Origin of the sequence: Bordetella genomosp. 11, assembly GCF_002261215.1 — a bacterium.
Lineage (GTDB): Bacteria > Pseudomonadota > Gammaproteobacteria > Burkholderiales > Burkholderiaceae_B > Bordetella_C.
Window position 1 is genome coordinate 710,478 of record NZ_NEVS01000004.1, and the last position, 26,517, is coordinate 736,994.

Below are 26,517 nucleotides of genomic sequence, written 5' to 3' on the forward strand. Positions count from 1 at the left end.
CATTTCCTTGCTTGCAGGGCGCGCGCCGGCCGCGGGCGCGGCGCGGCGGCTTGCCAGTGGATAAAAGCGGGACACTGGCGGCGGGTCGTTACGCAGTTTATGGAGGGCATTCCCATATCAGCCATTCCTTGGACGAAAATAAGACCGGCCTGAGGATTGGGGATACAGACGTTTTCATGGCCGGTATAGGTGCGCTCTCCGTAACGCGTAACGGGGTTTTGATCCCGAAGAGTGATACAATCGGAAAATTCCACGGCGGGATAGTCTCGGCGGAACATGTTTTGCCGCCCACATGCCGGATACCATGCGAAGTTGCCATGGTTTATCGCCCCGCCACGTATCGAACCGGATAGCCATGCACGCGCAATACCCCGTCCCGGCAGCACGAACGCCGACGCGAACCGCGACCTGGAGTCATCGCCCGTTACCGCGTTGAACGCCGTTTCGTGTTTCGCCCGTCAGGCGGGATCGCAACAGCAAGCACAATCACCAAAAACGCGGCCGCAAGCCGCGTTTTTTACTTTCAGGAAAACTCAGATGGTACAAATCACCTTGCCCGACGGTTCCCGACGCGAATTCCCGGGCCCTGTCACGGTCGCGGAAGTCGCCCAGTCCATCGGTGCCGGACTGGCGCGCGCGGCCCTGGGCGGGAAGGTGGCGGTCGATGGCGAACCCGCCCGCCTGGTCGACACGAGTTTTCGCATCGATCGCGATGCGCGCCTGGGGATCGTCACGGCCAAGGATGCCGAAGGCCTGGACCTGATCCGGCATTCCACGGCGCACTTGCTGGCTTATGCCGTCAAAAGCCTTTTTCCGGACGCCCAGGTCACGATAGGCCCGGTCATCGATAACGGCTTCTATTACGACTTTTCGTACAAGCGTCCGTTTACGCCCGAAGATCTCGAAGCCATCGAGAAGAAAATGGCCGAGCTGGCCAAAAAGGATGAGCCGGTCACGCGCGAGGAGTGGAAGCGCGACGACGCCGTCGCATTCTTCAATAGCATCGGCGAAAAGTACAAGGCCGAAATCATTGCCTCCATTCCGTCCAACGAGACCATCAGCCTGTACCGCGAGGGCGATTTCATCGACCTGTGCCGCGGGCCGCACGTGCCCTCGACGGGCAAGCTGAAAGTCTTCAAGCTGATGAAGGTGGCGGGCGCCTACTGGCGCGGCGACAGCAAGAACGAGATGCTGCAGCGCATCTACGGAACGGCCTGGGCCACCAAGGAAGAGCAGGACGCCTATCTCCACATGCTGGAGGAAGCGGAAAAGCGCGACCACCGCAAGCTGGGCCGCGAGCTCGACCTGTTCCATTTCCAGGACGAGGCGCCGGGACTGATCTTCTGGCATCCCAAGGGCTGGCAACTGTGGCAGCAGGTAGAGCAGTACATGCGCGCGGTCTATCGGGACAACGGCTACGACGAGGTCAAGGCCCCGCAGATCCTCGATCTTTCCCTATGGAAGAAAACCGGGCACTGGGACAACTATCGTGAAAACATGTTCACGACAGAGTCCGAAAACCGTGTCTATGGCTTGAAACCGATGAATTGCCCCGGCCACGTGCAGATTTTCAATGCCGGGCTGCATTCCTACCGCGACCTGCCCCTGCGCTATGGTGAATTCGGCCAGTGCCATCGGAACGAGCCGTCGGGTTCGCTGCACGGCATGATGCGGGTGCGCGGCTTTACGCAGGACGACGGGCACATCTTCTGCACCGAAGACCAGATGCAGGACGAATGCGCGGCTTTCACGGCCCTGCTGCAGAAGGTCTATCGCGATTTCGGCTTCGAGCACGTGCTGTACAAGGTTGCCACCCGTCCGGAAAAGCGCATTGGCGACGACGCGACCTGGGATGCGGCTGAGCAGGCCTTGATGGACAGCCTGAGGCGCACCGGCTGCGAGTTCGAGATCTCGCCGGGCGAGGGTGCCTTCTATGGCCCCAAAATCGAGTACACGCTGAAGGACGCGATCGGCCGCCATTGGCAATGCGGTACGCTGCAGGTGGATTTCTCCATGCCTGTGCGACTGGGAGCCGAATACGTCGACGCGGATGACCAGCGCCGCCCGCCGGTCATGCTGCACCGCGCGATCCTGGGTTCGCTCGAGCGTTTCATCGGTATGCTGATCGAAAATCATGCGGGCGCGATGCCGGCCTGGCTGGCGCCCGTGCAGGCCGTGGTGTGCTGTATTTCCGAGCCATCCGCGGACTATGCGGCGCAAATCACGCAAACCCTGAAAAAACAAGGCTTTAGAGTCGTATCCGATTTGCGTGGGGAAAAAATCACTTATAAAATTAGAGAGCACAGCCTGCAAAAGGTCCCGTATATCCTTGTCGTGGGTGACAAAGAACGGGAAGCCGGGTCGGTGGCCGTCCGCGCGCGCGGGGGCCTGGACCTGGGTACACTCGGATTGGACGACTTTGTCGCCCGCCTGACGGACGAAGTCACGCAACGCCGCGATATCGGACGCCCCGAGCAGGTTTCGTAAACGTTTTAGGAGTCGTCAACATCGCCACTGAAAAAGCCAACCGCATCAACGGTGAAATTCGTGTTCCCGAGGTGCGTCTGATAGGTCTGGACGGAGAACAGCTCGGTATCGTCAAAACGCCCGACGCATTCCGTCTCGCCGAACAAGCCGACGTCGATCTGGTGGAAATCGCGCCCAATGCCGAGCCGCCGGTCTGCCGCCTGATGGATTACGGCAAGTTCAAGTACCAGGAACAGAAGCGCCAGGCGGAGGCGCGTGCCAAGCAGAAGGTCATCCAGGTCAAGGAAGTGAAATTCCGCCCGGCGACCGACGAAGGCGACTACCAGGTCAAGCTGCGCAATCTGCGGCGCTTCCTCGAAGAAGGGGACAAGGCCAAAGTGACGCTGCGTTTCCGTGGCCGCGAAATGGCGCACCAGGAACTGGGTATGCGGGTGCTTGAACGAGTGCGCGACGACCTGACGGAATTGGCCATGGTCGAATCCATGCCCAAACTCGAAGGCCGCCAGATGATAATGGTGTTGGCGCCGCGCAAGAAAGCGACGCAGGGTAAGGAAGCGGCGGGCGCCTGAAGGCCAGCCAGTCCGTCGTCAATTCGCCGCCCTCCTGACGGAGGGCGGCGCACGTTCCGGGTGTCGCGATGCATGTCCTCTTCATTATCGATCCCTTGCCGCTGCTGAAGGCGTACAAGGATAGTTCCGTTGCCATGATGCGGGCCCTGACGGCTCGGGGCCATACGCTCAGCGTGGCACTGCAAGGCGATCTGTACATCGAAGCGGGCCAGGTGATGGTCAGATCCACGCCGATCTCGCTGGTGGCCGAAGCCGACCTGCACAAACACGATTGGTGGCGTGAAGCCGGCGCGGCCGTCGAACAGCCGCTTTCGGCATTCGGCGCGGTGCTGATGCGCAAGGACCCGCCGTTCGATATGGAATACGTCTACGCGACCCATATGCTGGAGTACGCGCAGACGCAGGGTGCCAAGGTGTTCAACCAGGGTGGCGCCATCCGCAACCATCCGGAAAAGCTGGCGATCACCGAGTTCACGGAATTCACCGCGCCCACGCTCGTGACGCGCGACATGGGGCGCATCAAGGTTTTTCATGCGCGGCATGGCGATGTCATCGTCAAGCCGCTGGACGGCATGGGGGGCACGGGCATTTTCCGCTTGCGCCAGGAAGAGCCCAACCTGAACGCGATCCTGGAAACCCTGACGGATGACGGGACGCGGACGATCATGGCGCAGCGTTATATCCCGGACATCGTCAAGGGCGACAAGCGCATCCTTTTGATAGGCGGAGAGGCGGTACCTTATGCGCTCGCGCGCATCCCGCTGGCCGGCGAGACGCGGGGCAACCTGGCCGCTGGCGGCCGCGGGGTGGCGCAACCGCTGTCCGAGCGCGATCGCCAACTGGCGGACGCGGTCGGCCCTCATCTGGCCGCGCGCGGCCTGTTGCTGGTGGGATTGGACGTGATCGGCGACTACGTGACGGAAATCAATGTCACCAGCCCGACCTGTTTCGTCGAAATCACCGAGCAGACCGGCTTCGACGTGCCGGGCATGTTCGTCGATGCGCTAGAACGCGCCGTCGCCGCGTAAGCGCGAACGCCATGACCGGCATCGTCATCGTCGTCCATACGCCGCTCGGTTCGGCGATGATGGATTGTGCCAGCCACGTAATGGGCAAGGTCAAGGAAGTGGCTGTCCACGATATCCAGGCCGACGATATGCCCGAAGCCAAGATCCCCGGCGTGGTGGCCGATATCCTGCGTCTGGGCCAGGATGGCAACGGGGTTCTGGTTCTGACCGATCTGGTCGGCGCGACGCCGGCGAATATCGCCAAGCAGGCCGTCATCGAGGCGCAGGCGCAAGGAGTCCAGTGCGCCGTGCTGGCCGGGCTGAATACCCCCATGTTGCTGCGGGCCTTGACCTATCGCACCCTGCCGCTGAGCGAAACCCGCGAAAAGGCCTTGGCAGGCGGAGTACAGGGAGTCTTGCGTGTAGACTGAGGGGAAAATTATCCTATCATGTCACCTGGTATCTTCAGCCCATCGCCAGCGGTTCCGCGCCCGACTTCCCTATGCCTATTTCCGAAATCACGATCAGCAATAAACTCGGCCTGCATGCGCGCGCTGCGGCCAAGCTTACCCAGCTGGCAAGCAAGTTCAATAGCGATATCTATATTTCCCGAGGCGCTCAGCGCGTGAACGCGAAGAGCATCATGGGCGTCATGATGCTGGCCGCGGGCCTGGGTGTGACCGTGAAGCTGGATGCGTCGGGTCCCGATGCAGACCATGCGCTGAAGGAAATCGAATCCTTGTTCGACAGCAAATTCGGTGAGCACGAATAACTCGATCCTCGTGCAAAGCTTGCCCGAACCCGCGCGGACGCGGGTCCGGCGGGCTGCCGCGAGGCATGGGGGCGATACCGGCCAGTCCAATACCGTTATCTGCCTGTACGGCCAGGGTGTGGCTCGCGGCTACGCGATCGGCCGCGCGGTGGTCATGGGCGCGGCGGCCCTGGAAGTGGCCCACTATCGCATTGCGCCGGAAGATGTGCAGGCGGAATGCGAACGCCTGACGGCGGCGCTGACGGCGGCGCAGGCGGATCTGCAGCAGATGGCGGATACGCTGCCGGACGACGCGCCGCGCGAGCTCGGGGCCATGCTCAACGTGCATCGGCTGCTGCTGGCCGATCCGCTGTTGGCCGAGCAGGCCTTGGCGCTGATCCGTGAGCGCCACTACAACGCCGAATGGGCGCTGACCATGCAAGGCCAGTTGTTGGGCGAGCAGTTCGATGCCATGGAGGACGAGTACCTGCGCGAACGCGGCGCGGACGTCCGCCAGGTCATCGAGCGGGCGCTGCACGTACTGGCCGGCACGTCCGGCATCCGCGATCCCGACGAGCTGGACGGCGACGACCCGCTGGTCGTGGTCGCGCACGATATTTCGCCGGCCGATATGCTGCGCTTGCGCGGCGGCCGTTTCCTGGCCTTCGTCACGGACCTGGGCGGTGCCACCTCGCACACGGCTATCGTGGCGCGCAGCATGGGCGTGCCCGCCGTCGTGGCGCTGGGCAACGTTCGCGAACTGGTACGCGATGGCGACATGCTGGTGGTCGACGGCGCGACGGGCGCGGTAATCGTCAATCCTTCGCCGGCCATACTGGACGAATATCGCGAGCGGCAGCGCGTCTACGCCGGCGAACGGGCGGAACTGGCGCTGCTGCGCGACGAGCCCGCCATCACACTGGACGGTATAGGCATCGTCCTGCATGCCAATATCGAACTGCCCGACGAGGCGCCCGCGGCGCTGGCGGCGGGGGCCGAAGGCATCGGCCTGTTTCGCAGCGAGTTCCTGTTCATGGGGCGCCCGGGCCTTCCCAGCGAAGAAGAGCAGTACGAGGCGTATTCCTACGTGGTGAGGGTCATGGCCGGGCGGCCTGTCACGATACGCACGCTCGATATCGGGGCCGACAAGACCCTGGACGACGAAGCCACGGTCGCCACCAACCCGGCGTTGGGCCTGCGCGCAATCCGCTATTGCCTGGCGCATCCCGAGATGTTCAGCACGCAGTTGCGCGCCATCCTGCGGGCTTCCGCGCATGGGCCGGTGCGTGTTCTCATTCCCATGATCGCGCACATGCACGAGGTCGAGGCCACCCGCCTGGCCCTGGACGCGGCGCGGCGCGAGCTCGATGCCCGCGGCCAGCCCTACGCGTCCCATATCGAATTGGGCGCGATGGTAGAGGTGCCGGCGATCGCCATCGCCATCGAGCCCTTCGCCCAGGCCCTGGACTTCCTGTCCATCGGCACGAACGACCTGATCCAATACACCCTGGCCATCGATCGTGGCGACGGGCAGGTCGCATCCTTGTACGACCCGCTGCATCCGGCCGTGCTGCGGCTGGTTGCGCATACGATCAACGCCGGCGAGCGTGCCGGCAAGCCGGTTGCCGTCTGCGGCGAAATGGCGGGCGATGCCAACCTGACAAGGCTGTTGCTCGGCCTGGGCTTGACGGAGTTCTCCATGCATTCCCAGCAGCTGCTGGACGTCAAGCGGGAAGTCCGCCGTGCGCACTCGAACGCGCTGCGCGTGAAAGTCGCCGCGGTGCTGAACCGCGCGTTGCCGGTGGATCTCGAAACCCTCAATCAGCCTCAGCCCTGATCTCGAAACCCTTAGTCAGCCCTGAGCGCGCGCCGGCGCGGCCGGCGGATACAGATGGCAGGCGACAAGGGCCGGCCCATGCTGCAACAAGGGTGGTCTTTCCTGCGCGCAGACGGGCATGGCGTGTCCGCAACGGGGATGGAAAGGGCAGCCCGGGGGCGGGTTGACCGGATCCGGAAACGATAGGCCCAGGCCGGTGTCGGGGATGCCCAGGCCGGGTTCCGGCGTCAGGACGGAGGCCAGCAGCGCCTGCGTATACGGGTGGCGGGGCTCCCGGAAGATCCGTGCCGAGGGGCCGGATTCGACGATTCTTCCCAGGTACATCACGGCAACGTCGGTGGCGATATGCTCGACCACGGCCAGGTTGTGGCTGATGAAGATATAGGTCAGGTCGAATTCCCGGCGCAGGTCCATGAGCAGGTTCATGATCTGCGCCTGCACGGAGACGTCGAGGGCCGACGTGGGTTCGTCGCAAATCACGACTTCCGGCCGCATCACGAGCGCGCGCGCGATCGCGACACGCTGGCGTTGTCCGCCGGACAGTTGCCCAGGGGTGTTGTTGGCGAAGCGGGCGGGCAGGCCGACGCGCTCCAGCATATCGATCGCCTTGCGCTGCCGCGGATTGTCCACGCCATGCACCTCCAGGGGCAGCGAGACGATGGAGGCGATGGTGCGGCGCGGGTTGAGCGACGAATAGGGATCCTGGAACACGGGCTGGATACGCCGCGCCAGGCGCCGCCTGGGAATGTCGCGGATATCTTCGTCGTCCAGCGTGATGGCGCCGCTGCTGGGCGGCGTCAACCCGAGCAGCATGCGCGCCAGCGTCGACTTGCCGCATCCGGATTCGCCGACGATACCCAGGACGCCACCGCGGGCCACGGACAGGTCGATGCCGTTGACCGCGTGCAAGGTGCGCCTGGGCTTGAACATGCCGGCGCGGACGGAGAAGCTGCGGGTAAGGCCTTGGGCCTGGATGAGTGGCGTCATGGGGTTACGAGGGCGTTTTCGGCGTGGCGGATGCAGCGCCAGGCGTGCTGGTCGATGTTGTGGATCGGCACGTGGTGGGCGCAGGCTGGCGCGGCATAAGGGCAGCGGTCCCGGAAGGCGCAGCCGTGCAGGTTGCCTGTCAGGGCCGGCACGACGCCCGGTATCGTTCCCAGCGGTTCGCCTGGCGGCGTGCGGCCGGGTACCGGAATGCAGGCGAGCAGGCCCTGGGTGTAGGGATGGCTGGGCTGCGCGAAGATCGCCCGCACCGGGCCTTCTTCCACGATGTGGCCGGCATACATGACGGCGACCTTGCGCGCGATGCGGGCGACCACGCCAAGGTCGTGCGTGATCAGCACCATGGCGATGCCCAGTTCGGCCTGCAGGTCGGCCAGCAATCGCAGGATCTGCGCCTGGATAGTGACATCCAGGGCGGTACTGGGTTCGTCGGCGATCAGCAGTTCCGGCCCGCACATCAAGGCCATGGCGATCATCACGCGCTGGCGCAGCCCGCCGGAAAGCTGGTGCGGATACTGGCCGAGGCGTTCGCCGGCCGCGGCGATGCCGACCTTTTCCAGAAGCTCGACGGCGCGGTCGCGCGCCTGCGAGGCACCGGCATGACGGTGGAAAATGTAGTGCTCTGTCAACTGGTCGCCGATGGTGTAGGCGGGGTTGAGCGCGGTCATGGGCTCCTGGAAGACCATGGCCATTTTGTTGCCGCGCAAGGTGTTCAGTTGGCGGGCAGGCATGGCCGCGATGTCCTGGCCCAGCACGGCGAGGCGCCGCGCCCGCCGGCGTGCCGCCTTGGGCAGCAGGCCCATGATGGCCAGCGAGGTCATGGATTTACCGCAGCCGGATTCGCCGACCAGGCACAGGGTCTCGCCGCGGGCGACCTGGAACGAGACGTCGCGCACCGCGTGCAGCGGGCCGCGCGCGGTGTCGATATCCACATGCAGTCCCTGCACGTCCAGCACGATATCGGGATGGGCGGCCATGTCAGCTCCGGTCGCCTGGCGTCAGCAACTGGTGCAGGCCATCGCCGGCCAGGTTGATCGCGAAGATCAGCAGGGCCAGCGCGCTGCCCGGGATGGCAATCAGCCAGAACGAAAAGAACATATAGGCCTTGGCTTCCGAAATCATCAGGCCCCACGACGGCGTCGGCGGCTGGACGCCCAGTCCCAGGAAAGAGAGCGCGGCTTCCAGCAGGATGGCGCTGGCCGCTTCCAGGGTGGCGATGACGATCAGGTGGGGGACGACATTGGGCAGGACTTCGCCGCGCACGATGCGCCAGGTCGACGCCCCGGCCGCCTGGGCCGCCGCGACGTATTCCAGCGCACGGACCTGCTGGGTGGCGCTGCGCATCACGACGGCATAGCGATCCCATTTCAACAGGCCCAGCACCAGGATGATCACCCACAGCGATCCGCCCAGGATGGCCACCGTGGCCAGCGCCACCAGGATGACGGGCATGGCCAGGCGGGTCGAGACCAGGAAGGAAACCGCCATGTCGACCTTGCCGCCGAAATAGCCGGCCGCCATGCCGATGGCGGTGCCGATGATGCCGGAGATGCCCGCCACGCAGACGCCGATCAACAGCGAAATGCGAGCGCCGTAGAACAGGCGCGACAGATAGTCTCGCCCCAGCGGGTCGGTGCCGAAGGGGTGCGTCCATGAGCCCTTGGCATACCAGACCGGCGGTATGTTGCGCGCGGTCAGGTTTTGGGCGTAAGGGTCGTGCGGCGCGAGCCAGGGCGCCAGCAGCGCGATCAGCACGATGGCCAGCAGGATACCGCCGCCGATCAGCAGGGCGGCGTTGCGGCGCGGTCGCCGGCCTGGCGCGGCGCCGGCGGCATCGACCAGGGTGGGCGGCACTTGTGCCGCGATGGGAAGCGTGGGCGTTGCCATGGTTACGACACCCGGATGCGCGGGTCGAGCCAGGCGTTGGCCACGTCGGCGGCCAGCGTCAGCAGGACGTAGATGACGGACAACAGCAGCACGATCAGCTGCATGACGGGAAAGTCCTTGAACGTGATGCTCTGGTAGGCCAGGTAGCCCAGGCCATCGAGCGCGAAGATGGTTTCGATCACGACCGAGCCGCCCAGCAGGTAGCCGAGCTGCACGGCGGCCAGCGCGACGACCGGAACAATGGCATTGCGCAGTGCGTGCTTGAAAATAACCTTGCCGGCCGGCAGGCCCTTGGCGCGTGCCGTACGGATGTAATCCGCGTCCAGGACTTCGATCATGCCGGCGCGGATCAGGCGCATGAAGGCTGGCGCCACGTAATAGCCCAGGGCGATGGAAGGCATGATGAAGTGCTTCCAGGTACCGCTGCCCGATACCGGCAGCACGCGCAGGGTCAGCGAGAAGAGCATGATCAGCAGCAGCGCGAAGAAGAAGTTCGGCAGTGCCTGGCCCAGCACCGCCAGCGCCAGGCAGATCCGATCGATGATGCTGTGCTTGTACAGGGCCGCCAGTACGCCGAAGGGCACGGAAATCAGCAGTGCCACGCCCAGCGAGTACAGGCCCAGCAGCAGAGTGGTCTTGAGCTTGGACAGGATGAGCGGACCCGCGTCGGTCTTGAAATACACCGAGGTGCCGAAATGGCCGCGCAGGATATCCCACAGCCAGCTCAGGTATTGCACGGCGAGGGGGCGGTCCAGGCCGTAGGCCTTGCGGATCATGTCGATATCGGCCTGCCGCGCGCCTTCGCCGGCCAGCGCAACGGCGGGATCGCCGGACAGGTGCAGCAGCAGGAAAGCCAGGATGGAAACGGTCAGTGCCACCAGTATGGCCAGTCCCAGCCGACGGATCGTGAAGCCAAGCATATCGTTTCCCCATCGTGCGGATCGCGGGCGGCCCGGATCGTCCCGGGCCGCGTCGGCACGCCTGTCGCGGCGCTACTTCCAGCTCATCTCCCAGAAGCGGACCAGCTCGTCCGGATAGGGCTTGAAGTTCACCTCCTGGCTGGCGACGTAATAGACGGGCAGCGACCACAGCGGTACGGCATAGGCATGCTGCGCGATCAGGTCCAGTGCCTTGCGGTAGGCGTCGTCGCGCCGGGTCGTGTCGATGGTGCGGTCGCCTTCGTCCAGCAGCGCCTTGACCTGCGGATCGCGGTTGATGTCGTCCGATCCGAAAGCGAAGTACACCGGCGTCGAGGCCGATACGTCATTCACCAGGTTCGATCCCCAGGTCTGGTGCGTCAGCGAGGCCTTGCCGGCGCGGATCATGTCCCGCATCGCGGCGTACTGCAGGAAATTGAGCTTGGCGCGAATTCCCACCGCGCGCAGGTAATTGATGATGGCCTCGGTCTGGTTGCGCTCGCGATAGGCCACGATGTCGATGTCGAAGCCATTGGGATAGCCCGCCTCGGCCAGCAGCTTCTTCGCCTGGGCCGGGTCGTAGTTGTAGACGGGCGCCCCCTTATCCGTGCAGCCGACCTGCGAGGGCGTGCAAATGGTGTTGAGGATCTTCGCGTCGCCGCCGACGATATTCTTGATGATGGACTCGCGATCGATGGCGTGGGCGATCGCCTTGCGCACGCGCTCGTCCTTCAGTTGCGGGGCGGGCGTATTGGGCAAGGTGTTCATCTGCATGAACACGATGCGCATCGTGTTGCCGCTGACGACTTGCAGATTGGGCATGCCGGCGATCTGCTCGGCCTGGTCCTTGGGCACGCTCATGATGAAGTCTTCCTGGCCGGAAAGGACTTCCGCCATCTGCGTCTGGCGATCCGGAATGAAGCGGATCACGATCTTGCCGATTTTGGGCTGTGGCTTGGGCGAATCCTTGAAGTAATCGGCGTTGCGCGCCAGCGTGATGGATTTGCCCGGCTGGTAGTCGACGACCTTGTAGGGGCCCGAGCCCACCGGCTTGGCATTCATGCCGGCGGGCCCGACCTCCTTGTAGTACTTGGCGGGATGGATGGCCACGGTGGTGGACAGGTATTCCTTGGCGGCCGGGAAAGGTTCCTTGGTGTGGATGCGTACGGTGTACTGGTCGATTTTTTCGACGTGGTCTATCCATTGCACGTTCTGCTGCGTCGTGGCTTTGTTCTTGGGGTCTGCCACGAAGTTCAGGGTATAGACGACCGAATCGGCGTCGAAATGTTCGCCGTTATGGAACGTGACGTCTTTGCGCAGCTTGAACTCCAGCGTCTTGTCGTCGACCTGCTTCCAGCTTTCGGCCAGTTGGCCCTTGTATTCGTTGGTGAGGGGATCGCGGTAGAGCAGGGTGTCCCACACGTTCGCGGCGATGATGACGCCGATGCGGACATTATTGAAATACGGGTCGACGCTTTCGGGGGCCTGGTCGTAAGCCATGCGCAGCGTATCGTCCTGCTTCCCCGCCCAGGCGGCGGACGCGGCACTCAGGGCGAGGGCGGCGGCGATCGCCGCGATGGACCGGCGCAGCGGCGCGATGGAAGATGTGGAAGGCGGGACAACAGGAACAGCGCGACGAACGGGCATTTTGGCTCCTATCTGGACCACGAACGGTTGCGGCGAGATGCCGCGATGCTGCGCGTATCGATTTCCTTGCTGCGTGTCCCACGCCCGCTCGCCTTGCGGGCGGCCGCGGGCATGGGGGAATGCCCTAAAGCACCATGTCAGGACTATGGGATAGAGTGGTGCGGCCGCGGCAACGGCATGTGCCGCGGATTCATGGGCATCGGCGTGCCGGCTGTCTTTGTATAACAGAGCGTACGCCAGCCCCATCCATGTTTTCCCTGAACGCGGTCCATGCGCCGCGCCTTTCGATCATTGCTCCGCGGATATTTTTATGAACAACGCGCTCATGCAGGAAGCCATACAGTTTGCCGACGAACACGAATCCGCATGGGACCGCACGGTCGACGGCGTGTGGGGGGTTCATCAGAACGATCCGCCGCCGTGGAACCGCCTGCTCGGGCCGGTGCATGACCGGGGCCCCGTATCGGGCACGGTGGTCGTCGACGGCAGGACGCTGGCGTCCTGGGGCGAGCCGCGGCGGGCGGACCTGACCTTCAGCGTCGCCAAGATGTACCTGGCTTTGCTGGCCGGCGTGGCGCACGACAGGGGATTGCTGCCCGACGTGGACGAGCCCGTGCGCGCGCGCGTGCCGGGCATCGGTTTCGACGAAGGGCAGAATGCCGCCATCACCTGGCGGCAGCTTCTGCAGCAGACCAGCGAATGGGAGGGCGAGCGATTCGGCGTGCCGGATCAGGTGGATCGCTATCGGGCGGTGACGTTCGGCGATCCCCCGGACGGCAAGAAAGGCGACGCGCGGCCGTTGCGCAAGCCCGGGACGTACTGGGAATACAACGACGTGCGCATCAACCAGCTGTCGTTCGCGCTGCTGCATCTGTTTCGCCGGCCATTGCCGGACATCTTCCGGGAAGCCATTACGCGCCCGATCGGTGCCAGCGAAGACTGGCAATGGGTGGGCTATGACAATGCCTGGGTCGAGATCGACGGCCAGCGCATGCAATCGGTCCCGGGCGGTTCGCATTGGGGCGGGGGCATGTCGATCAGCAGCGTGGATCAGGCATTGATCGGCCGCCTGTTGCTGGACGAGGGCAGGGCCAATGGCAGGCAGGTATTGTCGGCGGAATGGATACGGGCCATGCGCACGCCATGCGCCATCGCACCGTACTACGGTTTCCTGATCTGGTTGAACCACGAACGGAAGGTCTTCCCCAGCGTGCCCGCGTCGAGCTTCTTCGGGGTGGGCGCGGGCAGCTCCTTTACCTGGGTGGAGCCGGAGCGCCGCATGGTGGTGGTGGTGCGCTGGCTGGATTCCGCGCACGCGGATGCATTCTTCGGCAAGGTGCTGCGGGCCGTCGACGCGGCATGAACTTGATGTCCTCTAGGCGCGGGATGGCCTGGGGCCTGGCGGAGGCAGGGCGGCCGCCAGGCGCGTGTTGGCGCGCTGCATGGACCGTGCGGCGCTGATCAACGGCGGCAAGGCCGGCAACGAGGGCGCTTCGCGTGCGTCACCTGGAAGCCGCGCAAGCGCGCCATCGTCGCCGGCGGGGTTGGTGAACAGAGCGCCGTCCAGCGCGCGATCGACCAGTTCGGCGCCGTGCCGGTAGGTTGCCGGCAAGGGCGCGCCGCGGTTGGCCCGACGCCATTGGCCCAGCGCCGCCAGGGCGGCGATCATCAGGTTGCAGGCGGTCAGCCACATGGCGATTTCCGCGGTAAACAGCTGCTTCGCCGGCGGCTCCTGCTCCATGCGCTGATGCGCCGCCGTCAGCGCGCGGACGGATTCCAGGGCGGCGCGGCGGGCAACGCGATAGCGCGACATATCGAAGTCGTCGGCGAATACCACAACGGCGTAGCGGCGGCAGTCCCGCCGCGCGGCGGCCAGCTTGCCGGCCAGCCCCTGGCGTTCCCAAGCGGGAAACACGAACGCGGCCAGGGCGCCGATCGCGCCGCCGATCAAGGTGTCCACGCCGCGCTGTTCGATCATCGACCAGCCCGGCACCAGCAGGTGATACAGCATCAGCAGCGCGATCGTGCCGAAGAAAACACTGGTGACATAGGTTGTGGGCCGCGCCAGGGCGAAACAGACGCCGTAGCAGGCGATGATCAATGTCGCGAGCATCCAGGGTGCCTGCACGCCACACCACAGCAGGACGGCCGTCGCCAGGCATCCCAGCAGCGTGCCGGCGACGCGCTGCCGGCTGCGCTGCTGGTTGGCGCCGAATGTGGGGCTCATCACGATCATGATGGTCAGGATGACCCACGTGCCGTGGCCGCCTATCCATTTGGCAACCAGCGTTCCGACGGCGATGGCGGCGGCCAGGCGCGCCGCGTAGCGCACGGCGGCGGGCGATTCGCGCAGGACTTGCCAAGGAGAGGGAGTTTTCCGGGCATCCTGCCAGGTGCGTACGGAAAGGTCGATGTCGGCGTCCCAGGAAGATCCTGTCGTTGCCGGACCGTCCGCCTTGCCGGCGTGCGCGGAGGCATCGGCCTCGCCGGCAAGGCGGGTCAAGGTCTGCACCAGCAACGCCAGGCGCGCCTTGAATGCCCGGGCCGAATCGGTATCGATCCCGCGACCGTCGAGGTTCGCGGTGAAGGGGCGCCCGACCGTCCTGCCGGTCACGTAGCGGGGAACCAGATCCTCGATCCATTGGGCCATTTCGATGATGACGTCATGGAGCTGGCGTGCGGCGCGGTTGTCCATGCCGCCGCTGCGCAACGCCGCGAAGTCGCCGTGCAAGGCCAGCGATATGTCGTGGATGTCGATGGCGCCGGTCAGCATGTTGAACAGGTGGACCTGGCGTGCGTCGCGGCCGCGCCGGACGGCCAGGCTGCCCAGCACGACATCGCGCGCGACTTTCTGCGCGTCGATCGCCGCCGATTGCGCGTCGGCAAGGCGACGATAGCATTGATCCAGGGGAATGCCAGGCACGAAACAATCGGCGCGCCGGCGCAGGTGCGCGGCGGCCGCCATCAGCGATTCCCCAACTGCCCGCCGCGCGATCTGCCGGGGCAGGAGGACGCATGCGGCCGTGCTGAAGGCCGTGTACCACAGGCCGCCATATCCCATCCAGGCCAGGAAAGGCCATAGCGCGCCGTTCGCGTCGTGCTGCGCCATCATGAGGTCCGCGCCCAGCAGCGCGCAGAGTCCCATCAGCGTGCCGGGCACCCCGTAGGCCGCGCCCAGGCCGGCGCAGAACGCGATAGCCAGCAGCGTCAGCCACGCCGCCAGCGGGAAATCGATCGTCACCGAGATCGCGGCCCCCGCCAGCACCAGCACGAGCGTGGCGGCCAACATCCGCCAGGGCTTGCTGGATAGGGGTTCCGGGATGTCGACCAGGGAAGTGCAGAAGGCACCCAGTGCCAATCCGATCGCCAGGTCCATGTTGTCGAACAGCGCCAGCGCATAGCCGGCGGGCAGGACGACACCAAGCAGGGTTCGCAGGGCGGTGAACGCATGCTGGCCTTGGAGGAACCGGGCGATAGTCTTGGCGGCGGGCATGGGTCGGCATCGAGGCAGGGCTGATGTCAAACTGTACCGCGCGTCCGCGACGCGAGCGTTTACGGACTATCAAAAAACAAAATCAATGCAGTGCGATCCGCGCGCGGCACAGGCGCAGCGGAGCGGGCCGGTGGCTGACCAGCAACAGGCCCTGGCCGGTATCCCGCAGCCTTTGTTCCAGCGCGTCGATCAAGGCGCGCTCGGTGGGCGCGTCCAGTCCTTCGGTCGGTTCGTCCAGCAGCAGCCACGGCGCTGGCCGCAGCAGCGCGCGCGCCAGCGAGAGGCGCCGGCATTCGCCTCCGGACAGCGCGACGCCGCCGTCGCCGACCCAGGTAAGCAGTCCGTCCGGCATGGCGCGCACGCGCGCGTCCAGCTGCGCGTCCGCCAGCGCGCGCCAGAGGAGACGGTCGTCCGCGAGCGGCGCGGCCAGCCGCAGATTGTCCGCGATCGTGCCGGTAAGGATCCGGGCTTCCTGTGGCGCGTAGGCGAAGCAGGGTCGAGCCCAGCCCATGGCGCCGCCCTCCACGGCCCGTCCGCCGACGCGGAATTTTCCCGCGTCGGCAACACGCAAACCCAACAGGCTCTCCAGCATGGCGGTCTTGCCGCAGCCCGATGGACCGACGATGCCGACGCGGTCGCCTGGTCGGAAGTGCCTGCCGTCGATTTCCAGTGCGGGGCTTTCGCCACATGCCATGACGCCTGCGTTCCGTGCTGGCGGTGCGGCCGTGTCGCCGGGTGCCCGCGTCGTGACGGCTGCCCCGGATCGCGGGCCGGACGGGGCGTGGCCCATCGCGGCGTCCAGGCGCGCGGTGGCTTCTTGCAGCGCGCCTTGCTGCTGCGCGGCCCGCAGCATGGGGGCGACGCCTTCCATCGCGGCCAGCGACGCCAGTACGGCCAGCGCCATCGAGGGCAATGTCGCGGCAGCGGCCACCGCGGCGACGGCGAGCACCGTGGCGGCGGTGATGCCTGCCTGCAGGGCCGCCATATCGGCTTCCGCCTGATGACGGCGCAGGACGGCCGCGCCGAGCTCGGCGTCGCGCGCCATGATGGCGTCCACCGCGCGCGGCACCAGCCCGAAGCAACGCAGCTCCGCCGTGGCTGGCAGGTATGCCCCGACGACCTGCTTCAACGCGCCCGAGGCGCGCAGCGCATCGCGCCCAGCCGCGTCGCACCCGCGCCGCGCCAGGCGGCGTCCGATGACGAGTTGGGATGCCATGCCGATCGCGAATATCGCGGGGGCCCAGGGAGAGGCCAGCGCCAGGACGGCCATCGCCGTGCCCATGGCGGTAGCCGCCACCCAAGGTGCCGGCCGCCGTACGAAGGCGGCTTCGATGGCATCGACGTCCTGCACCAGGCGGGCCGAGGCTTCTCCGCTGGATAGCGCGAGCGCGTCCCGTGGCGGCGCGGCCGCGATGCCCGCGAACAGCGCGGGGCGCAGTTCGGCGAGCGCGGCGAGGGCGGCGCGATGTCCGAACAGCCGTTCGCCATAGCGGCCCGCGGTCCTCAATATCGCCAGGCCGCGCATGCCGGCGCTGGGTAGCAAGTAGTTGAAGGCCTGGACGGCCGCCGGTCCGGCGCTGCCGGCGAGCGCGGCCCCGGCGAGGAACCAGCCCGACAGGCCCAGCAGCAGCGTGGCGCCGCTGGCCGCGATGGCCCCGCAGGCCGCCGCCAACGCCAGTTCGCCGCGCCGCCGGCTGGCCTGAATGCGCAGGAAACGTTCAACCGGGGAACCGTGCCGCTGTTGCGCCGGATCCTCCACGACGGCATCGCGGCGCGCCGGCATCCCGGCAAGGAAACGCATGGACAGGTTCATGCCAGCCTCACCGTGTGCGATGCCGCCGCCGCCAGCGCGTCGGAATGGGTTGCCGCGATCACGGTGCGGCCGCGGGCCGTCTCGCCGATCAGCCGCACCATCGCCTTTTCGGCGGCGCTGTCCAGGTCCGCGGTGGGTTCGTCCAGCAGCAGCAGGGGCGCGGGTTTCAGCAGTGCGCGCGCCAGCGCCAGGCGGCGCCGCTCGCCGCCGGACAGACCCGATCCCCGTTCGTCCAGCACGGTGTCGCCGCCGTTCGAGCGTCGCCGCAGCGCCGGCCCGAGGCCGACGCGCATCGCCATGGCGAGCGCGGCTTCGCGCGTTATGCCGGGGGCGGCGGCCATCAGGTTTTCCAGTATGGTGCCCGGCAGGAAAACGGGCGCCTGGCCCGCCCAGGAAATGCCTTCCAGGCCGGTTGCCTGGATCGCGCCATGCCCGTCGCCGATGGCGATGTTGCCGGATTTGAGGGGAGCGCGTCCCATCAGGGCGGCAAGCAAGGTGGTCTTGCCGGTCCCGGTCGGCCCCTGGATGACGGTAAGCGCGCCGGCCGGCGCGTCCAGGTCCACCGGGCCGATGTCGAGGTCGCCGGCGGCGACGATGGCGGCACGGTAATGCACGGACGGCGCGGCCAGGTCGGCCGGCTGCGATCGAAGCCTTGCATCGGCATCGCCTGGCGGCTCCGCGGCCAGGGGCGCGGACAACGCTTGCCATAGCGGCTGCAACCGGTTGGCGGCGGCCTCGCCGAGCTGTTTCTCGTGATAGGCGGCCGCCAGCCGCCGCAGCGGCGCATAGAACTCCGGCGCCAGCGCCAGCGCATAGAACGCCGCGGGAAAATCCAGCGCTTCCAGCGGTTTGAAGGGCAACAGGCCCAACAGCGAGAAGCCGCAATACACGGCTACCAGAGCAACGGAAATCGCGGAGAAGAACTCCAGTGCGGCTGACGAAATGAACGCGATGCGCAGCACGTTCAAGGTGCGGCGGCTGACATCCCGCGCGGCGATGCCGACGCGCGCGGCTTCCGCTGCCTCGGCCTGGAAAGCGAGGATAACGGGGAGGGCGCGCACGCGATCGACAAAGTGGCCGGACAGGCGCGCCAGGGCCTCGAATTGCCGCGTCGCCTCCATGCTGGCGGCGCCGCCCGCCAGCGCCATGACGGCCGCGAACGGGACCAGCGTCGCCAGCAGGATGGCGGCGGCCACCGGACTGGCCGGCGCCACCGCGACGGCGATCAGCAACGGGCCGACGCGCGCCTCCAGTTCCGCGGGGCGGTAGCGGCTGAAGTAGCCGTCCAGCGCTTCGATCTCGTCGACGACGGCGGACATGGCCACGCCGGTGGCGGTACCGGGCAGTGCGTCGGCCAGCGCCGCGGTGGCGGTCTGGCGGCGCAGCCGCGATTTGATGTGGAATGCCTGCCATGCCGCGGCGCGGGCGATTGCCCGCGATAGCCATATCCGTCCGCAGGTGGCCGCCGCCAGGCCCAGCAGCGCGCCGGCCGACGCCGCCTGGACGAGGACTTCGGTCAATGCCAGCGCCCATGCCGCCACGCAGCCCGTGTACAGGGCCGTGAGCAGGGCCACGCGGCGGCTGGCGCGGACATCGCCGCGCGCGAGCGCGCGCAGGCTGGCGGCGGTGGCGGCACGGGCGGCGGGCGCCGGCGGACCGGCATGGCGGGATTCAGCGGACATCGATGTGCACTCGGGGAGGGGGCGCTAGCAGTGTGCCCGCGTTTTTTCGCGTCTCGTTTGAGCTAAGTCATGGGGCGGGCCGAAAGCCGGCCCTACGATGTCGCCGTTACGTATTCAAGGCCGATCCCATGGACGTAGTCGAACTGTCCCGCCTGCAATTCGCCCTGACGGCGATGTACCACTTCCTTTTCGTCCCGCTGACGCTGGGCCTGTCCTTCATTCTGGTCATCATGGAGAGCATCTATGTGATGACCGACAAGCCCATCTGGCGGACGGTCACCCGCTTCTGGGCCACCATCTTCGGCATCAATTTCGTCCTGGGGGTGGCGACCGGCCTGACCATGGAATTCGAGTTCGGCACCAACTGGTCCTATTACTCGCATTACGTGGGCGATATCTTCGGGGCGCCGTTGGCCATCGAGGGATTGATGGCCTTCTTCCTGGAGGCCACCTTCGTCGGCCTGATGTTCTTCGGCTGGGAACGCCTGAGCAAGCGCGGCCATCTGTTCGTGACTTTCATGGTGGCCCTGGGCTCCAATCTGTCGGCATTGTGGATCCTCATCGCCAATGGCTGGATGCAGAATCCGGTGGGCGCCATCTTCAATCCGGACACCATGCGCATGGAGGTCAGCAGCTTCCGCGAAGTGCTGTTCAATCCGGTTGCCCAGGCCAAGTTCGTCCATACCGTCAGCGCCGGCTACGCCACCGCATCGGTGTTCGTGCTGGGCATATCCGCATGGATGCTGCTGCGCGGAAAATGGCGGGGCGTCGCGCAGCGCTCCTTCGCCGTGGCGGCTTCCTTCGGGCTCGCCTCCGCGCTCTCGGTAGTGGTGCTGGGCGACGAAAGCGGCTATGCGCTGACCGACAACCAGAAAATGAAGCTGGCCGCGCTGGAAGCCATGTGGGAAACCGAGCCGGCACCCGCGGCCTTCACTGCCTTCGGTATCCCCAGCCTGGCGGATCGCAAGACCTACGCGGAGGTGCAGATCCCCTACGTGCTGGGATTGATCGCCACGCGTTCCATCGACCGGCCCGTGGCCGGCATATTCGAGCTGGTCGCCGTCTCGCAGTCGCGTATCGAAAGCGGCGTGCAGGCCTACGATGCCCTGGAGCGCCTGAAGCGGGATCCCGGCGACACCGCCGCGCGCGCGCAGTTCGAACGGCACCGGCACGATCTGGGCTACGGCCTGCTGCTCAAACGCTACGTCGACGACCCGCGCAAGGCCGACGCCGCCACCATCGAGAAGGCCTCGTGGGACACCGTGCCCAATGTGCCGGTCATGTTCTGGGTCTTCCGCATCATGGCCCTGATCGGTTTCCTGCAGATCGCGGTATTCGGCGCGGCCTGCATCATGGCGGCGCGCAGGCGTTTCGATGCGCGCTGGCTGTTGCGCACCGCCATACTGATCATGCCCTTGCCCTGGATCGCGGCCGAAGCGGGCTGGGTCCTGGCTGAACTGGGCCGCCAACCCTGGGCGGTGGATGGCGTGCTGCCGACCTTCCTGGGCGTCTCCAGCCTGACCGTTGCCCAATTGTGGACCACGATCGTCGGCTTCACGCTGTTGTACGGCGCGCTGGCCGTCGTCGAGGTCGGCCTGATCGTGCGCACCGTCAAGCGCGGTCCCTATGGCCATTACGAGCCGACGCCTCGGGCGCCGGACGCGACCGGTGGCCTGGCGGCCGCGGAATAAGGAAACGGATATGGAAATTCCCCTCGATTACCCGACCCTGCGCGTCATTTGGTGGGCGCTGATGGGTGTGCTGCTGATAGGTTTCGCGCTGACCGACGGATACGATCTGGGTGTCGCGGCGCTACTGCCCTTCGTCGCGCGCGACGACCGGGAGAGACGCATGGCGATCAATGCCATCGCTCCCACGTGGGAAGGCAACCAGGTGTGGTTCATCCTGGGCGGCGGCGCGATTTTCGCGGCCTGGCCTTTCGTCTACGCCGTCAGCTTTTCCGGTTTCTACCTGGCCATGTTCCTGGTGCTGGCGGCGTTGATCCTGCGGCCGGTCGGATTCAAGTACCGTTCCAAGCGGACGGCCCCCGCCTGGCGCAGCGGCTGGGACTGGGCGCTGTTCGTGGGAGGCCTGGTTCCGGCGCTGGTCTTCGGCGTTGCCGTGGGCAACGTGCTGCTGGGTGTGCCGTTCCGCCTGGACGCGGACCTGCGCGCCACGTACGAGGGCGCCTTCCTGGGCCTGTTCACGCCGTTTTCGCTGCTCTGCGGCCTGCTGTCCGTGGCGATGCTTATCACCCATGGCGCCGCCTGGCTGACGATGAAGGTCGAGTATGGCGCGGTCCGCGACAGGGCGCGCCGCATCGGTTCGTTCGCGGCGCTGCTGGCGATCCTTCTCTTCGCCGCGGGGTACGTCTTCGCCGCGCATGGCGGCCTGGGCTATCGCCTGGAAGGGCTCGCCAATCCGGCGGGACCCTCCAATCCGCTGCGTGCCGGCGCGGTTGCCGCTCCGGGCGCCTGGCTGGACAACTTCCGTGTCTATCCGTGGATGCTCGTGGCGCCCATCCTGGGCTTCGCCGGCGCGCTGCTGGCGCTGATCGGCATCAGGAGCGGCCGGGAATGGGCTGCCTTCGCCGGTTCGTCGCTGTCGGCGGTGGGCATCATCGCCACCGTGGGCCTGTCCATGTTCCCGTTCATCCTGCCCAGTAGCGTGGACCCGCGATCCAGCCTGACGGTATGGAACGCGTCCTCCAGCCATATGACGCTGTTCATCATGCTGGTCGTGACGGTGGTATTCCTGCCCATCGTGCTGCTGTATACGGCATGGGCGTTCAAGGTGATGTGGGGACGGTCCACGATCAAGGCGCTGTCCACCGATCCGGACCTTTACTGAAACAGGGAGCGAGGCATGTGGTATTTCGCGTGGGTGCTGGGGCTGGGCCTGGCGGTGTGTTTCGGCATCCTGAACGGAATCTGGCTGGAGTATCACCAGCTCGACGGCGCCGAGACGGGGCGGGAAGAGTAAAGCCGAGGCCCGGGAATCGCTCGATGGAATCCCGGGGCCTCGCCGCGGGCGGCGCGAGCCGCGCGGCGAGTCGCCTGTTCCGTCAGCTTTTGCCGGTCGTTTTTGCCGCGCGCTTTCGTCCGCTCGGGGGTTGCCGGCGCGACGCTTTCGGCGGCGGATGGATAACCATCGTGTCTTCCGGCGTCAATACCCGGCCATCCTGCGAGCGGAGCTCCAGCGCCTGGACCGGGCTACCCGTCTCTTTGTCGACGAGAACGACGCGCGCCTCGTCCGGTTCGAAGAAATACGCATCGCCCCATTGACGCAGGGCGACCAGCAGCGTGAACAGGCCGCGTCCTTTTTCCGTGAGTACGTAGTCCTGGTATGCGCTGCCGTCGGCGGCGGGGCGTGTCTCCATGATGCCGTGTTCCACGAGATTGCGCAGCCGGACCGACAGGATGTTTTTCGCCAGTCCCAGGCTTCGTTGGAATTCGCCGAAACGGCGCAAACCATCGAACGCGTCACGGACGATCAGCAAAGACCACCAATCGCCGATCGCGTCCAATGGTCGCGCGACACCGCAAAGCGCATCCCCGTGGCTGGTTCGCTTGACCATCCGTCTTTCCTTTCCGATCGAGTATGCACGGGCACCCGTTGGCGTCCCTCGTGCCGTAGTTGCAATGTAAAACCACGCTCGATGCAACGCAACTGGGTTCGCTTTGAAGTCAGATCGGCCGTCGTCATATCCACCGGCAGAAACGCCGCATGAACGCATACGCAGATCGGGGGCGATCCCGCCCCGTTTGCGCACTTTTCTCGAACAGACCTGAACGAGCTTCTCCGGCGCGGCGCCGGCCAAAAGAAAAGGGCGCTCCGTCGGGAGCGCCCTTTCCACTTCGGGATTGCCTTATACGAGGCGATTCATGCGTTTAGCTGTGATAAGCGGATTCGCCGTGGCAGGTCGTGTCCAGACCCTCGCGTTCGACGTCTTCCGGCACGCGCAGGCCGCACACCATGTCGGCGATCTTATAGGCGATCCAGGCGACGACGCCGGACCACACCAGCGTCAGCACGACGCCTTCGAACTGCACCCACAGCTGGCCACCGATCTCGCCGGCCGTCTTCAGGCCGGGGCCGCCCAGCACCTGGGCATTGAACACGCCAGTCAGCAGCGCGCCGGTGATACCGCCCACGCCGTGCACGCCGAACACGTCCAGCGCATCGTCGGCCTTGAGCAGGCGCTTGAGGCCGTTGACGCCCCACACGCAGATGATGCCGCCCGCGATGCCGATGATGAAGGCACCGACCATGCCGACCAGTCCCGCGGCCGGCGTAATCGCCACCAGGCCGGCGACGGCGCCGGAGGCCGCACCCAGCATGGAAGGCTTGCCCTTCAGCGCCCATTCCGTGAACAGCCATGCCAGCACGGCGGCGGCGGTGGCGATCATCGTGTTGAAGAAGGCCAGCGTGGCCTGCTCATTGGACATCAGCGCGGAACCCGCATTGAAGCCGAACCAGCCGGTCCACAGCAGCGAAGCGCCGATCATCACCATGGGAAGGTTGTGCGGCTGCATGGACTCGCGACCGTAGCCCACGCGCTTGCCGATGACATAGGCGCCAACCAGGCCGGCGATACCGGCGTTGATGTGCACCACGGTGCCGCCCGCGAAGTCCAGGGCGCCCTTGGCGTTCATCAGGCCGGGCACGGTGGGCGAAGCGAACCACACCATGTGCGCGATCGGCACGTAGGCGAAGGTAAACCAGATCACGGTGAACAGCAGCACCGCGGAAAAGCGCGCGCGTTCGGCGAAGCTACCGACGATCAGGGCGCAGGTAATGCCGGCGAACGTCGCCTGGAAGGACGCGAACAGGAGTTCGGTCAGCGATCCCGTCATGGCGTACTTGCCGTCGGCGGGGGAGAACATGCCCGAGAAAAAGACGCGGGAGAAGCCACCAAAGAAGGCGTTACCCTCAGTGAAGGCAAGCGAATAGCCGTAGACGAACCACAACACCAGGCCAACGACGAAAGTCCCCATCACCTGCATCAGGACCGACAATACATTCTTGCTGCGTACCAGTCCGCCGTAGAACAGGGCGAGGCCGGGCACTGCCATCATCAACACCAGCAGTGTCGAGACCAGCATCCACGAGATATCTGCTTTATCCATTTGTTATGGCTCCAGTAGCGTCCTTATTGGTGTTTACAGTGCTGCTTCGCCGGCTTCGCCCGTACGGATGCGAATAACCTGTTCGAGCGCGGCGACAAAGATCTTGCCGTCGCCGATTTTCCCGGTACGCGCGGCCTGTTCGATGGTTTCGATGGCTTGTTCGACCAGGCTGTCCGGCACGGCGGCTTCGACGCGCAGCTTGGGCAGGAAGTCCACGGCATATTCAGCGCCGCGATAGAGTTCGGTGTGGCCTTTCTGCCGGCCGAAGCCCTTGACTTCCGTTACCGTCAGTCCCTGGACACCGATTCCGGACAAAGCCACACGCACCTCGTCGAGCTTGAAGGGCTTGATGATGGCGATGATGAGTTTCATGGCTGGTTCCTCTCTTGGTTGCACGTTGGCCCTGCGTGTAAAGCAAAATCGGTGCCACTTTTTTATGCCCGGGAGGACGGTGTTTTGCCGACGGGGCGCACGCGCATCCTGTCTGCAAGCACCTGATTGGTGCGCACCGTATGGAGGCGTGCCCGATATTGGTGCATTTTGGGGTGCGCGGAAGTGCCGCGTCGCCTCGCTGTGGGCGAGTTATGTAGCAAATTGCTGCGGTACGGCCGCTCGAAGGCGGCGTCGCCGGGGGCATTGCTCACACAGGTAACACTCTGCGACCGGTTGCCCATATGGGTTCCCGGCGGTATCCGCTTCCGCCTGGCATTCGCGCCCCGGCGCCCGACGCTCTACACTGACGGCTATCGACGGATTCGGTGTGAGGAAGCCATGAACGCCACGCAATGGATGGAAGACCTGCAGAAAAACATTTCGGACCTGATCGCCCGCAGTCCCGCGGCCGACCTGGAACGCAATGTGCGCGCCATGATGGCCCAGGGATTTTCGCGGCTGGACCTGGTGACCCGTGAAGAATTCGATGTGCAGGCGGAGCTGCTCGCCCGCACCGTGGCCCGGGCCGACCAGCTGGCCGCCCAGGTAAGCGCGTTGGAAGCCCGCATCAATGCGCTGGAAGCCGAGCAGGGAAAGAGAACGTCCTCCTCCATCCAGGAGTAGGGCTGGCGTCTACGGCTTTCAGCAACCCCGCGGGACGCGGGGCGCGGTATTCGCCGGTTCCCGTGCTTCGGACGGCGATCCCGCATGGGTTTCGGCCTGGCGCGTCAGGAATTGCCGCGTGAGGAATTCCAGCAGCGTGCGCGCGGACGCCGATAGGGTGTGTTCGGATCGATAGGCAATCAGGATGCGCTTATTGGCCCATGCGTCCGACAGGGGCACCGCGACGATATTCAGGATGTCCTGGTACATATCGGCCAGCTGTTTCAGCACGAAGGAAATCCCCAATCCGGCGTGCACCATGCGGCACAAGGCGTCGAAGCTATTGACGCGTATCTTCATGCGAATGTCCCTGCCGATCAGCGCGGCCTGTTGCGCCAGTTTGGCGTTGTAGGCGCTTTCCGCGTGCAGCCCGATCAGGGGCTCGTCCAGGACGTCGGCGAAACTTAGCGTGCGCAGGCGCGCCATGGGATGCGCGCGCGGGAAGATGGCAACCAGGCTGTCCTCTCGATACGGGCGGCTGACCGCCGCGGCTTCGCCCAGGTACCAGTCGTTGCCGATGCCCAGGTCCGCGGTGCCGTCCTCCACGCATTTCAGGATTTCGCCGCCGCGCTTTTCTTCCAGTTCGATGTCGACGTCCGGATACGTTTGCGAAAAGGCCGCGATGTCCTCGGGCAGGTATTGATCGATCGACGAGATATTGGCGACGACGCGCACGGTGCCTTGCAGTCCCGAGGCGAAACGGCCCAGCGCCGTGCCCATGTGTTGCAGTTCCGCGAGCGCCGCCGCCGCGTGGCGCAGCACGGTTTCTCCCGCCGCGGTCGGCGTAATGCCGCGCGGCGAACGGTAGAGCAGCGGGACGCCCACGGTTTTTTCCAGGTCCGAAATCCTGCGGCTGACGGCCGAAGGCACGATGCAGGCGCGCGCGGCTGCCGCCGCGATGCTGCGCGCCTCGCAGGCGTCGACGAACAGCCGCAGCGAAGTCAGGTCCAGCCTGCGCATCAGGGGATCCAGCGTCCCCCCGCCTGGCGATGTGCCGTGTGGGTCCATGGTGTCTCCTCTTGTTATCCGCGCGAAGATCGCGTCGTGCCGAACCGGCATGCCCCCCCTCTTGAAAGAGCGCTTGCCGCCAGGTGCCGCAGGGACGAAAGTGCCGGTCTGCCACCGCGACGAATCGACATCATTCCATAAAACGCCGGGGGCGGCCCAGCAGGACGGTGAGTGCCCGATGGCGCGAGGAGAC

General features: G+C 65.8%; 23 protein-coding genes. 11 read left to right on the forward strand and 12 right to left on the reverse strand.

The window, feature by feature from the left end; all coding sequences use genetic code 11:
- Positions 1-537 precede the first annotated feature (537 nt).
- From thrS to ptsP, 6 genes are all read left to right on the forward strand, one after another.
- Positions 538-2,487, forward strand: coding sequence for a threonine--tRNA ligase (gene thrS, locus CAL28_RS10975; RefSeq protein ID WP_094841416.1), 1,950 nt, complete (start codon positions 538-540; stop codon positions 2,485-2,487).
- A gap of 20 nt (positions 2,488-2,507) precedes the next feature.
- A complete protein-coding gene (gene infC / locus CAL28_RS10980) occupies positions 2,508-3,056 on the forward strand; it encodes a translation initiation factor IF-3 (RefSeq protein ID WP_094841417.1) in 549 nt (182 codons plus the stop codon).
- A 68-nt stretch (positions 3,057-3,124) separates the two neighbouring features.
- A complete protein-coding gene (gene gshB / locus CAL28_RS10985) occupies positions 3,125-4,084 on the forward strand; it encodes a glutathione synthase (RefSeq protein ID WP_094841418.1) in 960 nt (319 codons plus the stop codon).
- Between the two features lie 11 nt (positions 4,085-4,095).
- Positions 4,096-4,494 carry a PTS sugar transporter subunit IIA gene (locus CAL28_RS10990; RefSeq protein ID WP_094841419.1) on the forward strand — a complete coding sequence of 133 codons (399 nt, stop codon included), beginning with the start codon at positions 4,096-4,098 and terminating at the stop codon, positions 4,492-4,494.
- Between the two features lie 71 nt (positions 4,495-4,565).
- Positions 4,566-4,835 carry an HPr family phosphocarrier protein gene (locus tag CAL28_RS10995; RefSeq protein WP_094841420.1) on the forward strand — a complete coding sequence of 90 codons (270 nt, stop codon included), beginning with the start codon at positions 4,566-4,568 and terminating at the stop codon, positions 4,833-4,835.
- Positions 4,836-4,938: 103 nt separating this feature from the next.
- Positions 4,939-6,651 carry a phosphoenolpyruvate--protein phosphotransferase gene (gene ptsP / locus CAL28_RS11000; RefSeq protein WP_254926274.1) on the forward strand — a complete coding sequence of 571 codons (1,713 nt, stop codon included), beginning with the start codon at positions 4,939-4,941 and terminating at the stop codon, positions 6,649-6,651.
- Between the two features lie 15 nt (positions 6,652-6,666).
- Here the strand turns inward: ptsP and CAL28_RS11005 are convergent, their stop codons facing one another.
- The 5 genes from CAL28_RS11005 to CAL28_RS11025 form a co-directional block, all read right to left on the reverse strand.
- A complete protein-coding gene (locus CAL28_RS11005; protein ID WP_094841421.1) occupies positions 6,667-7,638 on the reverse strand; it encodes an ABC transporter ATP-binding protein in 972 nt (323 codons plus the stop codon).
- Positions 7,635-8,630, reverse strand: coding sequence for an ABC transporter ATP-binding protein (locus CAL28_RS11010; protein ID WP_094841422.1), 996 nt, complete (start codon positions 8,628-8,630; stop codon positions 7,635-7,637). Before CAL28_RS11010 ends, CAL28_RS11005 begins: the two co-directional genes overlap by 4 nt.
- Position 8,631: 1 nt before the next feature.
- On the reverse strand, positions 8,632-9,540 hold the full coding sequence (locus CAL28_RS11015) for an ABC transporter permease (RefSeq protein ID WP_094841423.1): 909 nt from the start codon (positions 9,538-9,540) through the stop codon (positions 8,632-8,634).
- Positions 9,541-9,542: 2 nt separating this feature from the next.
- Complete coding sequence (locus tag CAL28_RS11020) at positions 9,543-10,460, reverse strand: ABC transporter permease (RefSeq protein ID WP_094841424.1); 918 nt, start codon at positions 10,458-10,460, stop codon at positions 9,543-9,545.
- Between the two features lie 72 nt (positions 10,461-10,532).
- Entirely contained in the window at positions 10,533-12,104 is a 1,572-nt protein-coding gene (locus CAL28_RS11025; RefSeq protein ID WP_094841425.1) for an ABC transporter substrate-binding protein, read from the reverse strand.
- Between the two features lie 310 nt (positions 12,105-12,414).
- Here CAL28_RS11025 and CAL28_RS11030 point away from each other — a divergent pair, with 310 nt between their 5' ends.
- Positions 12,415-13,467: a serine hydrolase domain-containing protein gene (locus CAL28_RS11030; RefSeq protein WP_094841426.1), complete on the forward strand. Its 1,053-nt coding sequence runs from the start codon at positions 12,415-12,417 to the stop codon at positions 13,465-13,467.
- A 12-nt stretch (positions 13,468-13,479) separates the two neighbouring features.
- Here the strand turns inward: CAL28_RS11030 and CAL28_RS11035 are convergent, their stop codons facing one another.
- The 3 genes from CAL28_RS11035 to CAL28_RS11045 form a co-directional block, all read right to left on the reverse strand.
- Complete coding sequence (locus tag CAL28_RS11035; protein ID WP_094841427.1) at positions 13,480-15,597, reverse strand: FUSC family protein; 2,118 nt, start codon at positions 15,595-15,597, stop codon at positions 13,480-13,482.
- An 82-nt stretch (positions 15,598-15,679) separates the two neighbouring features.
- Positions 15,680-17,410, reverse strand: coding sequence for an ATP-binding cassette domain-containing protein (locus CAL28_RS11040; protein WP_094841428.1), 1,731 nt, complete (start codon positions 17,408-17,410; stop codon positions 15,680-15,682).
- Positions 17,407-19,092, reverse strand: a complete 1,686-nt coding sequence (locus CAL28_RS11045; protein ID WP_094841429.1) for an ATP-binding cassette domain-containing protein — start codon at positions 19,090-19,092, stop codon at positions 17,407-17,409. Before CAL28_RS11045 ends, CAL28_RS11040 begins: the two co-directional genes overlap by 4 nt.
- Positions 19,093-19,220: 128 nt before the next feature.
- On the opposite strand from CAL28_RS11045, the gene CAL28_RS11050 reads away from it, so the two are divergent.
- The 3 genes from CAL28_RS11050 to cydX are packed head-to-tail and all read left to right on the forward strand — an operon-like array spanning position 19,221 to position 22,074.
- Positions 19,221-20,783 carry a cytochrome ubiquinol oxidase subunit I gene (locus tag CAL28_RS11050; RefSeq protein WP_094841430.1) on the forward strand — a complete coding sequence of 521 codons (1,563 nt, stop codon included), beginning with the start codon at positions 19,221-19,223 and terminating at the stop codon, positions 20,781-20,783.
- 10 nt (positions 20,784-20,793) lie between these two features.
- Positions 20,794-21,942: a cytochrome d ubiquinol oxidase subunit II gene (cydB, locus tag CAL28_RS11055; RefSeq protein WP_094841431.1), complete on the forward strand. Its 1,149-nt coding sequence runs from the start codon at positions 20,794-20,796 to the stop codon at positions 21,940-21,942.
- 15 nt (positions 21,943-21,957) lie between these two features.
- A complete protein-coding gene (cydX, locus tag CAL28_RS11060) occupies positions 21,958-22,074 on the forward strand; it encodes a cytochrome bd-I oxidase subunit CydX (protein WP_094841432.1) in 117 nt (38 codons plus the stop codon).
- A gap of 82 nt (positions 22,075-22,156) precedes the next feature.
- Here the strand turns inward: cydX and CAL28_RS11065 are convergent, their stop codons facing one another.
- From CAL28_RS11065 to CAL28_RS11075, 3 genes are all read right to left on the reverse strand, one after another.
- A complete protein-coding gene (locus tag CAL28_RS11065) occupies positions 22,157-22,669 on the reverse strand; it encodes a winged helix-turn-helix transcriptional regulator (RefSeq protein WP_094841433.1) in 513 nt (170 codons plus the stop codon).
- A gap of 313 nt (positions 22,670-22,982) precedes the next feature.
- Positions 22,983-24,221 (reverse strand): ammonium transporter, encoded by a 1,239-nt coding sequence (gene amt, locus CAL28_RS11070; protein ID WP_094841434.1) that lies wholly within the window; start codon positions 24,219-24,221, stop codon positions 22,983-22,985.
- Positions 24,222-24,254: 33 nt separating this feature from the next.
- Positions 24,255-24,593 (reverse strand): P-II family nitrogen regulator, encoded by a 339-nt coding sequence (locus CAL28_RS11075; protein ID WP_094841435.1) that lies wholly within the window; start codon positions 24,591-24,593, stop codon positions 24,255-24,257.
- A gap of 399 nt (positions 24,594-24,992) precedes the next feature.
- On the opposite strand from CAL28_RS11075, the gene CAL28_RS11080 reads away from it, so the two are divergent.
- Positions 24,993-25,277 (forward strand): accessory factor UbiK family protein, encoded by a 285-nt coding sequence (locus tag CAL28_RS11080; protein ID WP_094841436.1) that lies wholly within the window; start codon positions 24,993-24,995, stop codon positions 25,275-25,277.
- An 18-nt stretch (positions 25,278-25,295) separates the two neighbouring features.
- Here CAL28_RS11080 and CAL28_RS29485 read toward each other — a convergent pair whose 3' ends face one another.
- Complete coding sequence (locus tag CAL28_RS29485; RefSeq protein WP_176463963.1) at positions 25,296-26,324, reverse strand: LysR substrate-binding domain-containing protein; 1,029 nt, start codon at positions 26,322-26,324, stop codon at positions 25,296-25,298.
- Positions 26,325-26,517 lie beyond the last annotated feature (193 nt).

What these genes read in the sequence shown, in the direction of transcription:
- CAL28_RS10990 (WP_094841419.1), top strand. Translation starts at nt 4,096, where the DNA reads ATGACCGGCATCGTCATCGTCGTCCATACGCCGCTCGGTTCGGCGATG.
- CAL28_RS11010 (WP_094841422.1), bottom strand. Translation starts at nt 8,630, where the DNA reads ATGGCCGCCCATCCCGATATCGTGCTGGACGTGCAGGGACTGCATGTG.
- gshB (WP_094841418.1), top strand. Translation starts at nt 3,125, where the DNA reads ATGCATGTCCTCTTCATTATCGATCCCTTGCCGCTGCTGAAGGCGTAC.
- CAL28_RS10995 (WP_094841420.1), top strand. Translation starts at nt 4,566, where the DNA reads ATGCCTATTTCCGAAATCACGATCAGCAATAAACTCGGCCTGCATGCG.
- CAL28_RS11075 (WP_094841435.1), bottom strand. Translation starts at nt 24,593, where the DNA reads ATGAAACTCATCATCGCCATCATCAAGCCCTTCAAGCTCGACGAGGTG.
- CAL28_RS11015 (WP_094841423.1), bottom strand. Translation starts at nt 9,540, where the DNA reads ATGGCAACGCCCACGCTTCCCATCGCGGCACAAGTGCCGCCCACCCTG.
- CAL28_RS29485 (WP_176463963.1), bottom strand. Translation starts at nt 26,324, where the DNA reads ATGGACCCACACGGCACATCGCCAGGCGGGGGGACGCTGGATCCCCTG.
- cydB (WP_094841431.1), top strand. Translation starts at nt 20,794, where the DNA reads ATGGAAATTCCCCTCGATTACCCGACCCTGCGCGTCATTTGGTGGGCG.
- CAL28_RS11035 (WP_094841427.1), bottom strand. Translation starts at nt 15,597, where the DNA reads ATGCCCGCCGCCAAGACTATCGCCCGGTTCCTCCAAGGCCAGCATGCG.
- CAL28_RS11080 (WP_094841436.1), top strand. Translation starts at nt 24,993, where the DNA reads ATGAACGCCACGCAATGGATGGAAGACCTGCAGAAAAACATTTCGGAC.
- CAL28_RS11030 (WP_094841426.1), top strand. Translation starts at nt 12,415, where the DNA reads ATGAACAACGCGCTCATGCAGGAAGCCATACAGTTTGCCGACGAACAC.
- CAL28_RS11045 (WP_094841429.1), bottom strand. Translation starts at nt 19,092, where the DNA reads ATGTCCGCTGAATCCCGCCATGCCGGTCCGCCGGCGCCCGCCGCCCGT.
- CAL28_RS11040 (WP_094841428.1), bottom strand. Translation starts at nt 17,410, where the DNA reads ATGAACCTGTCCATGCGTTTCCTTGCCGGGATGCCGGCGCGCCGCGAT.
- CAL28_RS11065 (WP_094841433.1), bottom strand. Translation starts at nt 22,669, where the DNA reads ATGGTCAAGCGAACCAGCCACGGGGATGCGCTTTGCGGTGTCGCGCGA.
- CAL28_RS11025 (WP_094841425.1), bottom strand. Translation starts at nt 12,104, where the DNA reads ATGCCCGTTCGTCGCGCTGTTCCTGTTGTCCCGCCTTCCACATCTTCC.
- CAL28_RS11050 (WP_094841430.1), top strand. Translation starts at nt 19,221, where the DNA reads ATGGACGTAGTCGAACTGTCCCGCCTGCAATTCGCCCTGACGGCGATG.
- thrS (WP_094841416.1), top strand. Translation starts at nt 538, where the DNA reads ATGGTACAAATCACCTTGCCCGACGGTTCCCGACGCGAATTCCCGGGC.
- CAL28_RS11020 (WP_094841424.1), bottom strand. Translation starts at nt 10,460, where the DNA reads ATGCTTGGCTTCACGATCCGTCGGCTGGGACTGGCCATACTGGTGGCA.
- CAL28_RS11005 (WP_094841421.1), bottom strand. Translation starts at nt 7,638, where the DNA reads ATGACGCCACTCATCCAGGCCCAAGGCCTTACCCGCAGCTTCTCCGTC.
- cydX (WP_094841432.1), top strand. Translation starts at nt 21,958, where the DNA reads ATGTGGTATTTCGCGTGGGTGCTGGGGCTGGGCCTGGCGGTGTGTTTC.
- amt (WP_094841434.1), bottom strand. Translation starts at nt 24,221, where the DNA reads ATGGATAAAGCAGATATCTCGTGGATGCTGGTCTCGACACTGCTGGTG.